Genomic DNA, 13,890 nt, shown 5'->3' on the forward strand with positions numbered 1-13,890 from the left:
GCACGATAAAGTACCTATGCAGTCGGTTTTTCCACTCTTGAATGGGTGGGGGTGGTGCTATGACCACATACGAAGCATTGTCTTTGATGATAATGTTTGCTATGTTAATAGTATCCATTTTTCGTCATAAATAATGTAACGAAAAAAACCGCTTAACGCGCGGTTAAACGGCTTTCTCTCAAACTATAAATTTGTACGGGAAAGACCGACGCCGCCACGCATAGGTACTTTCGTGCTTTTATTATACAACGTTAAGCTGCGTTATGCAAGTTTGTTTTGCCCGCAGATAAGTTTTACAACATCCTGCGGCGCAGTACAGATAAAATCGGCGCCTGCTTCTTCAAGTTCGCCGGGCGCAGCATAGCCGTAACGCACGCCAATGGTTTTAAGGCCGCATTTTTTAGCGCCGGTAATATCCTGGCTGCGGTCGCCTATCATCAGTGCCTGCGCTTTGGCAGTGCCTGCCAGCCCAAAGTGTTTCAGGGCATCGGCAATAACATCGGCCTTGGTGGGCAGCGAGCCGTTAAAATCCGGCCCGGTAATATAAGTAAAGTATTGGGTTAAATTAAAATAATCCGTTACGCGGCGGGCAAATTCCACGGGCTTGCTGGTGGCAACGGCAAGCGTAAAGCCGTTTGCTTTAAGCCGGGCAAGCATTTCCGGCACGCCGGGGTAAACTTTGTTTTCGTAAATGCCGGTGTCTTTAAAACGCTCACGGTATTTGGCGGTGCATAAACGGGCTTCTTCTTCCGTCATGCCGTAAAATTTCATAAAACTTTCAATTAAGGGCGGGCCAATAAAGGGGCGCAGGGTGTTTAAATCCGGCACCTTAATGCCGCGCGATTCAAGAGCGTACTGCACGCATTTGGTTATGCCTTCGGCAGAATCGGTGAGAGTACCGTCCAAATCGAAGAAAATATATTTAAACATGAAATTACTCCTTTGCTATTTTTACAAGAGTAATTATAATATAAGCATAGATTGTTTTACAAGTGAGGGGTTTAAAATGACAGAAAAATTATTTGAAAACGATGCTTATTTATGGGAATGTGAGGCTGTGGTTACCGCCTGTGAACCCTGCAAAAACGGGTTTGCCGTTGAGCTTGACAAAACGGTGTTCTTCCCCGAAGGGGGCGGGCAGCTCAGCGACCGCGGCAAGCTGGGCGAGGCTGCCGTTACGCACGTGGCGGAAGAAGGCGGGCGTATTCTGCACTTTTGCGATAAGCCGCTTGCCGTTGGCAGCACTGTTAAAGCCGTGGTTGACGGCGTGGTGCGCCTTGACCATATGCAGCAGCACTGCGGCGAACATATTTTGTCTTACGCGGCGTGGGAGCTGTTTGGCGCAAATAATATCGGCTTTCATATGAGCGAAGGGCTGGTAACGATTGACCTCGACAAAGAACTGACGCCGGATGAGCTGGCACAGACGGAGGATTTTGCCAACCGTGAAATCTGGCTGGATAAGCCCATCAGCGTAAGCTATGTTCCGCATACCGCTTTAGATAACTACACCATGCGCAAAAAGAACACCAGGCTTACGGGTACGCTGCGTTTGGTAAGCGTGGAAGGCGGCGATATCTGCACCTGCTGTGGCACGCACCCAAACAGAACGGGCGCGGTGGGCAGCATTCGCATTATAAGCGCGGAAAAACATAAACAGGGGCAGCGCATAAGCTTTTTGTGCGGGCGCTGGGCGCTGGAGGATGCACGCCGTAAAAATGCCGCGCTGCGAAAAACAGGGCAGATGCTTTCGGTTAAAACGGAGCAGGTCCCTGACGCAGTGCAGCGTTTAAAAGGCGAAATTGCCGAGCTTAACGCACGCCTTAAAGAAAAAACAATGGCGCTTTATGACGCGCAGCTGCCGCAGTTTTTAAGCACGGCGCGCGTATTGCCGGACGGCAGCCGTTTTGTTGTGGTAACGCCTGAAGATACCGGCGCAGCGGAAGCCAAATTGCTGCTGCAAAAGGTTACTGCCATGGAAAACCTGCTGGTAGGCATAGTTTACGAGGCAGGCGGCAGAGTAAACTATATGTTCGGCCACTCGGACGGCGTTAACGCCGACTGCCGCGAATACTGCAAAAAAGCAAACGAAATTTTTAACGGGCGCGGCGGCGGCAAGCCCGATTTTGCACAGGGCAGCGGCAGCAGCACGGAGGACTGGCAGCAAAAAGCACATACTTTATTGATGTGAAAATAAAATAAAACAATTAACGGGGCATAATCAAAAGTTATGCTCCGTTTTGGTTTATAAAGGCGGTTAAAAAACTTTTTACCTCTTTTTTTCACTATTTTGTCAAAAAAGGTACTTGCATTTTTACAAATAACGGATATAATAATAATTGTAGTTAGCACTCGAAGAAAGTGAGTGCTAACAAGATAAAACGAAATTAATACTAACGTAACTATATTGAAAGGGGAATTACAAATGTTAAAACCATTAGCAGACCACATTGTTGTAGAAATTACTACTAAAGAAGAAAAAACTGCCAGCGGTATTTACCTTCCCGATACTGCTTCCAAAGAACGCCCGCAGACCGGCAAAGTAATTGCTGTCGGCGCAGGCCGCGTGCTTGATAACGGCACCCGCGTTGCTCCGGAAGTTAAAGTTGGCGAAGAAGTTGTTTTTGCAAAATATTCCGGAACCGAATTTAAACTGGACGGCAAAGAATATTTGATTTTGAGCGAACGCGACGTACTTGCCGTACTGTAATTGATAAAGAATTTAAAGGAGTGCATTTTAAATGGCTAAAGAAATAAAATTCAACGAAGAAGCTCGCCGCAGCCTTGAACGCGGCGTTGACGCACTGGCTAATGCCGTAAAAGTAACCCTTGGGCCTAAAGGCCGCAACGTTGTGCTGGAGAAAAAATTCGGCGCACCGACCATTACCAACGACGGTGTAACCATTGCCCGTGATATTGAACTGGAAGACCCGTTTGAAAACATGGGCGCACAGCTTGTTAAAGAAGTTGCAACCAAAACCAACGACGTAGCAGGCGACGGCACCACCACCGCAACCGTTCTGGCACAGGCTATGGTGCATGAAGGCCTGCGCAACGTAGCTGCTGGTGCAAACCCGATGATTCTTAAAAAAGGCATTCAGAACGCAGTAAACGTTCTGGTTGACGAACTTAAAGCAATCAGCAAAAAAGTAGAAACCAAAGAAGCAAAAGCTCAGGTAGCTTCCATTTCTGCAGCTGATGAAGAAATCGGCAATCTGATTGCTGATGCTATGGAAAAAGTTGGCGACGACGGCGTTATTACCGTTGAAGAATCCAAAACCATGGAAACCTGCCTTGAAACCGTTGAAGGCATGCAGTTTGACCGCGGCTACATCAGCCCGTACATGGTAACCGATACCGATAAAATGGAAGCTGTTCTCAGCAATCCGCTGGTGCTTATTACCGACCGCAAAATCAATGTAATTCAGGACATTATGCCTGTACTTGAAAAAGTTGTACAAGGCGGCCGTGAACTCCTCATCATCGCTGAAGATGTTGAAGGCGAAGCACTGGCAACCCTTGTTGTAAACAAACTGCGCGGCACTTTCAAAGCAGTTGCCGTTAAAGCTCCTGGCTTCGGCGACCGCCGCAAAGCTATGCTGCAGGATATCGCAATCCTCACCGGCGCAACCGTTATCAGTGAAGAAGTTGGCCGCAAACTTGACAGCGCAACCCTGGAAGACCTCGGCAGCGCAGGCCAGGTTCGCGTAACCAAAGAACTCACCACCATTGTTGACGGCGGCGGCAGCAAAGAAGAAATCGCAGCACGTGTTGCACAAATCCGTTCCCAGATTCCGGAAACCACTTCCGAATTCGACAGAGAAAAACTTCAGGAACGCCTTGCCAAACTTGCAGGCGGCGTAGCAGTAATTAAAGTTGGCGCTGCAACCGAAGTTGAACTGAAAGATAAAAAACTGCGCATTGAAGATGCTCTTAACGCAACCCGCGCAGCAGTTGCCGAAGGTATTGTTGCAGGCGGCGGCACCGCACTTCTGCAAGTACAGCCCGCACTGAACCGCATTAAAGCAACCGGCGACGAAAAAACCGGCGTGGAAATTGTTAAACGCGCTATCGAAGAACCTGTCCGCCAAATCGCTTACAACGCAGGCCTTGAAGGCGCAGTTATTGTAGATACCATTAAACGCAGCCGCAAAGGCTTTGGCTTCAACGCTCTTACCGAAGAATATGTTGACATGATTGAAGCCGGTATCGTTGACCCGACCAAAGTTACCAGAAGCGCACTGCAAAATGCAGCAAGCATTGCCGCTATGATTCTTACTACCGAATCCATTGTTGCCGACAAACCTGCCAAAGAAGCAGCTGCACCGGCAATGCCTATGGGCGGCGGCATGCCCGGCATGATGTAATGACATTTAGCTGAACTTCAGCTAAAATACATCCTTTCAAACTTTTCATAGAACTTCCCCTTACAACAAAACCCCGTGGTTTTTACCGCGGGGTTTTTGCTGTTTATGTGGTTTTAATTTAATGTTTTAAATTTCCCTTATAATCTCACGTGCTTTGCCGCACAGCAGGGGGTAGCTTACTTTACTGGTAAAAAGGCGCTGGCGCACAATGCTTTCGGCGGTTGTTACTGCGGCGACTGCAGGATCGATAACCGGTAAGCCAAGCACGCGGCTTAAAGGCTCTGCCAGCCCCAAAAAGGAAAGGCAGCCTAAAACAATGGCTTCGGTGTGCGTTTCACGCATCATTTTCTGACCGCAGGCCAGCAGCTTTTTAAAGGTGGTTTCTCTGTCCGCCCAGGGCGAGATGCCACTTAAATTAACGGCGGCAATTTGCCCGATGCGTTCCGGGCTTACGCCGAGCGTACGCAGGAACAGTTTTTTCTCCGGCAGGCGTGCTTCGTCTGCCAGTATTACGCCAAAGCTGCGGCATACATTAAGTGCTGCCAGGCAGGAGGCCTGCGCCCCGCCGATAACGGGAATGCGCAATGCTTCGCGGCAGGCGTCGATAACAGGGTCGCTGAAGCAGTACAAAACAATGGCGTCAAAACCGGCGTTCTGCCCGTCTGCCGCAAGCTGCACAATTTCGGGTGCGGCAAGCACAACATCAAGGGCAGAGTTAAGCTCCACACCGGAGTTTTGCGGGCACACCATGGCAAGCTGCGTATCGGGCGCCGTGTATTCTTCCAGAATGCGGCAGCGCAAAGCCATTTCTTCCTGAGTCATGCCGTAATCTGGGTTGATAATTAAAATTTTCATAAGCTGCCTCACGATAAAATGGTGGATAAAAATTTACGCGCGCGTTCCGTTTTGGGATTCGCAAAAAATTCCTGCGGCGGCGCACTTTCAATTAAATAGCCTTCGTCCATAAAATGAATAACATCCGAAACATCGCGGGCAAAGCCCATTTCGTGCGTTACCAGCACCATGGTAATGCCAGTGTTGGCAAGCCCTTTAATAACGTCAAGCACTTCTTTTACCATTTCCGGGTCGAGTGCGGAGGTAGGTTCGTCCAAAAGCAGCACTTCTGGTTCCATGGCCATGGCGCGGGCAATGGCAACGCGCTGTTTCTGTCCGCCGGAAAGACGGCTGGGGTACTGGCCCGATTTATCGCCAAGGCCTACTTTTTCCAGCAGCTTCTGCGCTTTGGCTTCGGCGTCGGCACGGCTCAGCCCGTTAACAATGCGCGGCGCATAAGCCACGTTTTGCAGCGCCGTCATGTTGGCAAACAAATTAAAATGCTGAAAAACCATGCACGCATTTTTACGGATGCTTTCAATTTTTACTTTGCCGCTTAAAATATCGGTGCCGTCAAAAATAATTTTGCCGCTGTCAGGGCGTTCAAGCAGGTTTAAGCAGCGCAGAAGCGTCGATTTGCCGCTGCCCGAAGGGCCGATAATGGTTACGACTTCGCCTTTATTAATGCTGAGCGAAATATCTTTTAAAACTTGCAGTGTGCCGAAGCTTTTGGCAAGATGTTCAACTTTAATCACTTACGCGCACCTTCCTTTCAAGGTATGCGCCCAAAAGGTTGAGCAGCATTACCAGCACATAATAAACTGCGGCGGCCACAATAAAGGCTTCAAACGCGCGGAAGGTTTTGGCCTGAATCAAATCCGCCCAGCGCAGGGTGTCGGCCACTCCGATAACGGAAACAAGGCTGGAATCCTTCAAAAGCATAATGCTTTCGTTAACGAGCGAGGGCAGTGCGTTTTTAATTGCCTGCGGCAGAATAACGTCAAGAATAAAGCGGTGCGTAGGCACGCCCAGCGACATGGAGGCTTCCCACTGGCCGCGGTCTACGGAAAGGATGCCGCCGCGCAGCGCTTCGGAGATATAGGCGGCGGAGTTCAGCCCGAAGGAAAGCACGCCTGCTTCCAGCGCGCTGATGGTATAGCCCGTAAGCTGCGGCGTAGCAAAATAGATGAGCATAAGCTGAACCAGAAGCGGCGTGCCGCGGAAAACGGAGATGTACGCTTTGGCAAGGAAGGAAAATACCTTGTTGTGCGAAAGCGTGATAAGCGCTAAAATAAAGCCCCCCAAAAAGCCGATAAGGGTGGAAAAGAACGTAAATTTAATGGTAATCCATACGGCTGAGGCTAAAAGCGGCAGGTATGGGTCAAGTACGGAAAAATCAAGCATAATGTTGCTCCTTTAAGTTAAAGCCCGGCAGTACAGCGCACTGCCGGGTTGGTTTTATTTTGCAATCTCGAGTTTGGCAATGGCTTCTTCATATTGTTTGGTAGCCGTTTCGCCAAGGTGCTTAACCAGAATTTTGTGCATTTCGCCGTTTTTCTGCATTTCTTTTAAAATGCCGTCCACCGTGGCAACATCTTTAGAGCCTTTCGGCAGCGCAATGGCAAAAGTATCGGCGTAAACAATCGGCAGGTTTAAGGTGTGCATTTCCAGTTTATCGTTCTGGCTGATGAATACGGCGGCCTGTGCTGCGTCAAACAAGCCAGCGGCAAGGCGTCCGTTTAAAATGTCCTGCACAACCAGCGGCGTGTTGTCAAGTTCCACAACTTCAATGCCGCCTGCGTCTTTCAGCTCCTGTACATAGGTGGTGCCCATGGAAGCGCCTGCTTTCTGGCCTTTAAGTTTTTCAAAGCTGTCGTAGCCTGCGCCTTTCTGGCAGATAATGGCTTTCATCGGGTAGTAGTAAGGTTCGGTAAAGTCAAGCACTTCTTTGCGCTCGTCCGTGGGGCTGATGGCCGATACAATCATATCGGCGCGGCCGCTTTGCAGAGTGGGCACAAGGGAAGCGAATTTCATGTCGGTGAAGGTAACTTCTTTGCCGAGCTTCTGTCCGATATAACGGGCAATATCAATATCGACGCCGACATAATCGTGCGTACCCTCCTTAACGCTTTCAAATGGCGGGAAGGTGGCGTTAATGGCAATGGTAAGCTTGCCGTTTGCCGCTTCCTTCGGAGCGTCGGCCTTATCGCTGCCGCCGCAGCCGGCTGCTGCCAGTGCAAGCATTGCTGCCGCACCTAAAGCTAATAATTTTTTGGTAAGTTTTTTGCTGAACATTTTTTAAACCCCTCTCATCTTTTTATTTATTGCAGGCGCAAGCGCCCAAATCAGGCAAATTCGGTAAAGCCGTTCTGCGCCAGCACCCAGCGTGCGGCCTGTTCGTCGGTGCAAATCCAGGCGCCGTTGTCCCTGGCGTAGCGTATAAAATCGCGCAGGGCGCGCACATAGCCGGGGCGGCCAATAAACTGCGGGTGCATTACAAAATTCATCATGCGTCCTTCGTCGGCAAGCCCGTCAAATTCTTCCATCCAAATGCCGGTCATTTCGCGCCCGCTGCGCAGGTAGTGGTGTTCCGGCGCCTGAATGGTGTACATATCGTAGCTGGTGTCATCCACTATGCCGTCTTTGGGCAGTTCCACAATGGGCACGGTTTTGCCGTTTATTTTGTGCAGGAACGGCCCGTCGTTATCGCGCCAGTTGGAGGAATAAATATATCCCCTGTCCAGCCACAGCTGAAGGTGAAAATCGTATATAAAGCCGTCTGGGGAACGCTGGCCAACCATCTGCCTGCCGGTAAGGCCTTTAATGATGTTTTCGGCCTTTGCCATCAGCGCGTTTTCTTTTTCGTAAGTATCGTAAACTTCGTGCAGGTAGCCGTGGTAGGCAATTTCGTGCCCGCAGGCGGCAATGCATTTAATAACTTCCGGGTGAAGCTCCGCAGTGTAGGCCGTGGTAAAAAATGTGGCGTGCTGATTTTCTTCTTCCAGCATCCGCAAAATGCGGGGAATGCCCTGCTTTACGGAATACAGCCCGCGGCTTAGGTTGGCGGGGTGGTTTTTGTTGATTTCGTTGCGCGTAAGCCACAGCGTTTCGGCGTCGATATCGAAAGAAAGCATCAGCGCAAGGCGTTTGTTATTTGGCCACAGCATCGGCGTCAGCCTCCTTTCCGTTTTGCGCCAGCACATAGCGCGCAACTTCTTCGCAGCCGGCAATCCACGCACCGTTTTGGCGCATGTAAAGCACCAGTCGCTCCAGCATGCGGATGCGGCTTGAGCGCCCAATCAGCTGCGGGTGCAGCTTAAGGCACATAATTTTGTCGCCCTCGTTTGCCAGTTCGTCAAAGGCGTCCTTCCACATGTTGTAAACATATTCTGCCGGGTAGCTGCAGGTAATGGTGTGCGCATCGGCGTACGAAAAATAAAAGAACGAAAAATCGTCAAAGCCGGGTTCGGTAGGCAGCTCCACAACAGGGTGTTCACCTTCGTGGATATATGCCCAGTCGCAGTCTTTTAAGGTGCTGCTGTATAAATAACCGCGTTTTTGCATCAGCTTAACGCCGTAAGTCTGCAAGGTATCAAGCGGGGCGCGGTGGCCAACTACTTTTTTGCCGCTGATGGCTTCAAGAATGGCTTCCGCTTTTGCCATATTGGCTTCTTCTTCCGCTTCTGATATGCCGGGGCGCGCGTCGTGCGCATAGCCGTGGTAGGCAAGCTCGTGCCCTGCGGCGGCAATTTGTTTTACTTCGTCCGCGTATTTTTCGGCAACAATACCGGGCACAAAAAACGTGGTTTTAATGTTCTGGCGCGCCAGCATGTCAAGGCAGCGCTTTAAGCCTTCGTGCGGCCCGTACTGCCCGCGCGAAATATCCGAAAAGCCGAGCGTACTCTGCCCGGTTACGGAATAACGCAGGTATTCGGCGTCAAAATCAAAGGTCAACAAAACGGCAATGCGCTTGCCGTGCGGCCATTTGATACCGTCACCGTTTTTTAAGGTAATCAATTTTATTTCCTCCTGCTTGTTACAGGTGCATTTTAAAAACATGCTGCTGTATTTTTATTAATAGTAAAATTATATCACAAGCATTTGCAATAAACAATTTAATATATAATTGATTTAATTTTTTGATAATATTATTCAAATAAAAAATCCCGCTTGTTTGCGGGATTTTTTATTGAAATTTTGAAACTGCTTTTATTTTTTTAGGTATGTTTCTGCTTCGCTTTTGCAAGCAAATCCTTGCTGAAGCGTTTGATAATTATAACGGAAAGCACGGCGCAGACTATTGCCGTCAGCGGGTAGTTAAGCCATAAGCCGTCAAGCCCGAGCGGAAAAAGCACAATAAGTATCAGCGCGGGCGCGGCAAACGCTGTAACAACGGAAATAACCGAAGCCTGCAAGTATTTGCCAACCGCCGTCATGTAGCTTTCGGTTGCCAGTGAAACCCAGCGTGCCAGATACGCTACTGCAAATATGGGTACGGCAGCAGCGGCAAGGGTTAAAAGCCTGCTGTCGCCATCGGGCACAAAAAACTGGGTAATTTTAAGCGGAAACAGTATCATCACCGCTGCCGATATAAGTGATACGCCGGCCGCCGTTCCGTAGCAGTAGCGCTCTATCTGGCTGATGCGCCGCGAATTGCCAGCACCCCAGTTGTAGCCAACCGCAGGCTGCAAGGCGTCGCACATGCCGTATAAAAACTCCGTAATAAAGCTGTCGGCGTACATTAAAACGCCGTATACCGAAACCGCCGTGGTGCCGCCGAAGCGCAGCAGCAAAAAGTTCATCATTATCGAAGTTAAGCGCCCGGAAACATTGTTTAAAAATATCGGGCAGCCGCATACAAAAATATTGGCAATCATCGCCGCTGAAAAACTGGGACGGCAGAATTTAAGCTGCAAATATCCCCGCCAAAACGGATACAGCGATACAGCTGCTCCTGCCATCATGGCAAGGCTGGAAGCAAAAGCCGCTGCCCAAATGCCCCAGCCGAAAACGGCAAGAAATAAAAATTCCAGCACAAAGCTGATAACCGCCATGCCTATATTAAGGAACATACTGGTGCGTATTTGCCCGCAGATGCGCAGGTAGCTGTCTGCGCCGAAAACAATGGTGGTAACAGGTGCCGTTAATGCATAAACCCGCAGGTAGCTTAACGCCAGCGCATGCAGCTCGCCCTTTGCGCCCAACAGCGAAAGCAGGTATGGCCCGCCAAAATACAGCAGCGCGCCCACGCCGATACTTGTTAAAAAGGTAAGCACGCAGGAGCAGGTAAAAATATTGTTGGCGGTGTGGTTCTTTTTTTCGCCAAGCTTAATGGCAATAGGCACGGAAGAACCGACGCCGATTAAATCAGACAGCGAAAAATTAATGATTACAAACGGCAAAGCAAGGTTCAGCGCGGCAAACGCCGTTTCACCAAGATAGCGGCCTATAAAAATGCCGTCTACCATGTAAAACAGCACCGAAGCCAGCATGCCCACCGCTCCCGGCCCGGCCGTAATTAAAAACAGCCTGCCCGGCGGCATATGCGTAAATAAAAATCTGGTGTTCATAAAAACCTCGCTTAAAGTATGGTAACGGTTTAAAATTTATAAATTTACAATTTTATTATATTATTGCCAAAAGGGCGCGGTCAATCTCCGCCGCGATATTTTACAAAACTGCATTTAACGCCGCATTGCTCTGTGCTATACTTATTACAGAAGGTTATAAAAGGAGCATCAGCATGAAACAGGTAATTTTATCATGCCCAACACTAAAAAAAGAAATACTGCATTTAATTGATGAACTGAATCTCGATACGCCGGTGTATTTTCTGCCGAAGCGCCTGCACAGCAATCCGCAGGAGCTGGCAGAGTATTTGCAGAACACCATCGACAGTTTTGCCAACGTAGACCGCATTTTAATCTGCGTAAGCGGCTGCGGCGGCGGAACGGCAAAGTTAAGGGCAACTACGGCAGAACTTGTAATACCCAAAACGCGCGACTGTGTGGATATTTTGCTTTCCAAAACGGATATAAAAAGCATTAACCGCGCGCCCAAAGGCATTTTTATGACGGAAAGCTGGCTTGATTTTATGCGCAGCGGCAGCCTGAACCTTGAAACGCAGATTGCCGAAAAGGGTGAGGAAGAAGGCAAGGCTTACCTGCGCAAAATGTTTAAGGGCTTTGAGCATTTTTACGTTGTGGATACCGGCACTTACAATACGCAGGCTGTTGTTGACGAACTGAAGCCGCTTGTAGATGTGCTTGACGGCACGATTGAAGTTGTTGGCGGCGGTTACAGCATTTTGCGCAAGCTGCTTACGGGCGATATTGACGGCGATTTCCGCGTTATTGCCAAAGAAGGGTAAACAGCCTGTAAACCCTTGCAAAAGCGGGCATTTTGTTTGCTTTTTTACACTTAATATTGTAAAATTAAAAGATAAAGAAAAACGTAAAAAACTTTACAGGAGGATGAAGCCGTTATGAAAACCGACAACCAGGAAATGATTTTAGTAATTGACTTCGGCGGCCAGTACAACCAGCTTATCGCCCGCCGCGTAAGGGAAAGCGGCGTTTACTGCGAAATTGTGTCTTACAGGCAGAGCCTTGAAAAAATTAAAGCCAAAAACCCGAAGGGCATTATTTTTACCGGCGGCCCCAACAGCGCTTATTTAGAGGATTCGCCCACGATTGATGCGGAAATTTACAGCTGGGGCGTGCCTGTTTTAGGCATTTGCTACGGCAGCCAGCTGATGATGCACATGCTGGGCGGGCATGTTTGCAAAGCGCCGGAACGCGAATACGGCAAAACACTGGTTGACTTTGATACGGAAAGCCTTCTTTTTAAAGATATACCGGCCAAAAACGTGTGCTGGATGAGCCACAACGACTATATTGAAACGGCAGCACCCGGCTTTAAAATTACCGCGCACACCCCCAACTGCCCGGTAGCGGCGGCAGAGGACGCAAGCCGCGGGCTGTACTGCGTGCAGTTCCACCCCGAAGTGCTGCACACCGACAACGGCACCAAAATGCTGAGCAACTTTGTATATAATGTATGCGGCTGTGCCGGAACCTGGAAAATGGACAGCTTTGTTGAAGAAACCGTTAAAGAGCTGAAAGAACGCATCGGCAGCGGCAAAGTACTGTGCGCATTAAGCGGCGGCGTAGACAGCAGCGTCTGTGCGGCAATGCTTGCCAAAGCCATCGGCAAACAGCTTACCTGCGTATTTGTAGACCACGGCCTGCTGCGCAAAAACGAACGCGAAGAAGTATGCTCCGTATTCGGCGAAGGCGGCCTGTTTGACATTAACTTTGTATGCGTAGACGCACGCGAACGTTTTTACAGCAAACTGGCAGGCGTAACTGCGCCGGAAGCCAAACGCAAAATTATCGGCGAAGAATTTATCCGTGTGTTTGAAGAAGAAGCTAAAAAAATCGGCGCAGTCGATTATCTGGCACAGGGCACCATTTACCCGGACGTTGTTGAAAGCGGCCTCGGCGGCGAATCGGCAACCATTAAGAGCCACCACAATGTAGGCGGCCTGCCCGATTTTGTAGACTTTAAAGAAATTGTTGAGCCTCTGCGCGATTTGTTTAAGGACGAAGTGCGCCAGTCCGGCAGAGAGCTTGGCCTTCCGGAATATCTGGTAACCCGCCAGCCGTTCCCGGGACCTGGGCTTGCCATCCGCATTATCGGCGAAGTAACGGCAGAAAAAGTTGCCATTGTGCAGGATGCCGATTACATTTATCGTGAAGAAGTGGACAAACTGCCGCTGGCAGAGCGCCCCAGCCAGTATTTTGCGGCGCTGACCAATATGCGCAGCGTAGGCGTTATGGGCGACGAACGCACTTACGATTACGCCATTGCCCTGCGTGCCGTAACCACCACCGACTTTATGACGGCGGAAGTTACCATGCTGCCCCCTGCAACAATTACCACCGCAGCCAACAGAATAGTAAACGAAGTAAAACATATCAACCGCGTGCTGTTTGACTACACAACCAAACCGCCTGCAACGATAGAGTTTGAGTGAGATTTAAAATTTTAAGATCACTAAGCTGTGGCTGATGTTGCTCTGAGAGGTTTTCGATTGGAGGAACCGTTATAAAAGAAAAAATTAATGTTCCTGAATATGCAGGCAAAATTATAGAAGCTTTACCCAAAGGCATCCTTTTAAATTCGAAACATACAAAGTTTAACAGTATGGTAATTGGATGGGGCGGCCTTGGAACTGTATGGGGAAAACCTGCGTTTACAGTATATGTTAGGGAACACCGCTATACAAAAGCACAGCTTGATGCAACGGGAGAATTTACGGTCAGCATTCCCATGGAAGGGGTAATTCCTTCTATTGTTAAAATATGTGGCTGGCAATCCGGTTACGATATTGACAAAGAACCGGCAGCGCATTTAACCTTGGAAGCGCCGGAAGTAATTCATGTGCCCGGAATTAAGGAATATCCGTTAACTTTGGAATGTAAGGTTCTGTATTCCCAAAAGCAGGATTTAGAAAAAATCCCTGAAGACATAAGAGCGAAAATGTATCCACAGGATGTTGACGTAACCTACTGCATGGCAAATCGTGATGCGCATACCGCATATATCGGAGAGATTGTTGCGGCGTATATTATTAGGTAAGGTTAAAAAGAACATATCGCATTGGCAAATAGTTGTGTATGCTTTA

Annotated in this window: 14 protein-coding genes; 6 read left to right on the forward strand and 8 right to left on the reverse strand. The window is 49.1% G+C overall.

Annotated features, from left to right (window positions below):
• Positions 1 to 261 precede the first annotated feature (261 nt).
• The gene (locus tag M3079_RS04230) at positions 262 to 930 is read right to left on the reverse strand and encodes an HAD family hydrolase (protein ID WP_249077412.1); all 669 of its coding nucleotides are present in this window, start codon (positions 928 to 930) and stop codon (positions 262 to 264) included.
• Positions 931 to 1,006: 76 nt separating this feature from the next.
• Here M3079_RS04230 and M3079_RS04235 point away from each other — a divergent pair, with 76 nt between their 5' ends.
• From M3079_RS04235 to groL, 3 genes are all read left to right on the forward strand, one after another.
• A complete protein-coding gene (locus M3079_RS04235) occupies positions 1,007 to 2,191 on the forward strand; it encodes a DHHA1 domain-containing protein (RefSeq protein WP_249077414.1) in 1,185 nt (394 codons plus the stop codon).
• 234 nt (positions 2,192 to 2,425) lie between these two features.
• Positions 2,426 to 2,710, forward strand: a complete 285-nt coding sequence (gene groES, locus M3079_RS04240; RefSeq protein WP_021715809.1) for a co-chaperone GroES — start codon at positions 2,426 to 2,428, stop codon at positions 2,708 to 2,710.
• Positions 2,711 to 2,741: 31 nt separating this feature from the next.
• Positions 2,742 to 4,367 (forward strand): chaperonin GroEL, encoded by a 1,626-nt coding sequence (gene groL, locus M3079_RS04245; RefSeq protein WP_249077415.1) that lies wholly within the window; start codon positions 2,742 to 2,744, stop codon positions 4,365 to 4,367.
• 126 nt (positions 4,368 to 4,493) lie between these two features.
• Here groL and M3079_RS04250 read toward each other — a convergent pair whose 3' ends face one another.
• The 7 genes from M3079_RS04250 to M3079_RS04280 form a co-directional block, all read right to left on the reverse strand.
• Complete coding sequence (locus M3079_RS04250; RefSeq protein WP_249077416.1) at positions 4,494 to 5,222, reverse strand: aspartate/glutamate racemase family protein; 729 nt, start codon at positions 5,220 to 5,222, stop codon at positions 4,494 to 4,496.
• 8 nt (positions 5,223 to 5,230) lie between these two features.
• Positions 5,231 to 5,956 (reverse strand): amino acid ABC transporter ATP-binding protein, encoded by a 726-nt coding sequence (locus M3079_RS04255; RefSeq protein WP_249077417.1) that lies wholly within the window; start codon positions 5,954 to 5,956, stop codon positions 5,231 to 5,233.
• Complete coding sequence (locus M3079_RS04260) at positions 5,949 to 6,605, reverse strand: amino acid ABC transporter permease (protein ID WP_021715800.1); 657 nt, start codon at positions 6,603 to 6,605, stop codon at positions 5,949 to 5,951. Before M3079_RS04260 ends, M3079_RS04255 begins: the two co-directional genes overlap by 8 nt.
• A 54-nt stretch (positions 6,606 to 6,659) precedes the next feature.
• Positions 6,660 to 7,496 carry an ABC transporter substrate-binding protein gene (locus tag M3079_RS04265; RefSeq protein ID WP_249077418.1) on the reverse strand — a complete coding sequence of 279 codons (837 nt, stop codon included), beginning with the start codon at positions 7,494 to 7,496 and terminating at the stop codon, positions 6,660 to 6,662.
• 50 nt (positions 7,497 to 7,546) lie between these two features.
• Positions 7,547 to 8,368, reverse strand: coding sequence for a polysaccharide deacetylase family protein (locus M3079_RS04270; RefSeq protein ID WP_249077419.1), 822 nt, complete (start codon positions 8,366 to 8,368; stop codon positions 7,547 to 7,549).
• On the reverse strand, positions 8,352 to 9,218 hold the full coding sequence (locus tag M3079_RS04275) for a polysaccharide deacetylase family protein (RefSeq protein ID WP_249077420.1): 867 nt from the start codon (positions 9,216 to 9,218) through the stop codon (positions 8,352 to 8,354). The genes M3079_RS04270 and M3079_RS04275 overlap by 17 nt, the downstream gene beginning before the upstream one ends.
• A gap of 200 nt (positions 9,219 to 9,418) precedes the next feature.
• On the reverse strand, positions 9,419 to 10,771 hold the full coding sequence (locus M3079_RS04280) for an MATE family efflux transporter (protein WP_249077421.1): 1,353 nt from the start codon (positions 10,769 to 10,771) through the stop codon (positions 9,419 to 9,421).
• Between the two features lie 173 nt (positions 10,772 to 10,944).
• On the opposite strand from M3079_RS04280, the gene M3079_RS04285 reads away from it, so the two are divergent.
• The 3 genes from M3079_RS04285 to M3079_RS04295 all read left to right on the forward strand — a co-directional run bounded on the left by M3079_RS04285 (position 10,945) and on the right by M3079_RS04295 (position 13,844).
• On the forward strand, positions 10,945 to 11,571 hold the full coding sequence (locus M3079_RS04285) for a DUF1638 domain-containing protein (protein ID WP_249077423.1): 627 nt from the start codon (positions 10,945 to 10,947) through the stop codon (positions 11,569 to 11,571).
• Positions 11,572 to 11,685: 114 nt separating this feature from the next.
• Positions 11,686 to 13,239 (forward strand): glutamine-hydrolyzing GMP synthase, encoded by a 1,554-nt coding sequence (guaA, locus tag M3079_RS04290; RefSeq protein WP_249077425.1) that lies wholly within the window; start codon positions 11,686 to 11,688, stop codon positions 13,237 to 13,239.
• A 71-nt stretch (positions 13,240 to 13,310) separates the two neighbouring features.
• On the forward strand, positions 13,311 to 13,844 hold the full coding sequence (locus tag M3079_RS04295) for a flavin reductase (protein ID WP_349293340.1): 534 nt from the start codon (positions 13,311 to 13,313) through the stop codon (positions 13,842 to 13,844).
• Positions 13,845 to 13,890: the final 46 nt, after the last annotated feature.

The sequence above is a fragment of the Phascolarctobacterium sp. ET69 genome (assembly GCF_023336935.1).
GTDB classification, from domain to species: Bacteria; Bacillota; Negativicutes; order Acidaminococcales; family Acidaminococcaceae; genus Fusicatenibacter_A; species Fusicatenibacter_A intestinipullorum.

Coding starts and splice junctions, on each gene's coding strand:
- M3079_RS04260 (WP_021715800.1), bottom strand. CDS start 6,605: ATGCTTGATTTTTCCGTACTTGACCCATACCTGCCGCTTTTAGCCTCA.
- M3079_RS04250 (WP_249077416.1), bottom strand. CDS start 5,222: ATGAAAATTTTAATTATCAACCCAGATTACGGCATGACTCAGGAAGAA.
- guaA (WP_249077425.1), top strand. CDS start 11,686: ATGAAAACCGACAACCAGGAAATGATTTTAGTAATTGACTTCGGCGGC.
- M3079_RS04265 (WP_249077418.1), bottom strand. CDS start 7,496: ATGTTCAGCAAAAAACTTACCAAAAAATTATTAGCTTTAGGTGCGGCA.
- M3079_RS04230 (WP_249077412.1), bottom strand. CDS start 930: ATGTTTAAATATATTTTCTTCGATTTGGACGGTACTCTCACCGATTCT.
- groES (WP_021715809.1), top strand. CDS start 2,426: ATGTTAAAACCATTAGCAGACCACATTGTTGTAGAAATTACTACTAAA.
- M3079_RS04280 (WP_249077421.1), bottom strand. CDS start 10,771: ATGAACACCAGATTTTTATTTACGCATATGCCGCCGGGCAGGCTGTTT.
- M3079_RS04285 (WP_249077423.1), top strand. CDS start 10,945: ATGAAACAGGTAATTTTATCATGCCCAACACTAAAAAAAGAAATACTG.
- groL (WP_249077415.1), top strand. CDS start 2,742: ATGGCTAAAGAAATAAAATTCAACGAAGAAGCTCGCCGCAGCCTTGAA.
- M3079_RS04270 (WP_249077419.1), bottom strand. CDS start 8,368: ATGCTGTGGCCAAATAACAAACGCCTTGCGCTGATGCTTTCTTTCGAT.
- M3079_RS04235 (WP_249077414.1), top strand. CDS start 1,007: ATGACAGAAAAATTATTTGAAAACGATGCTTATTTATGGGAATGTGAG.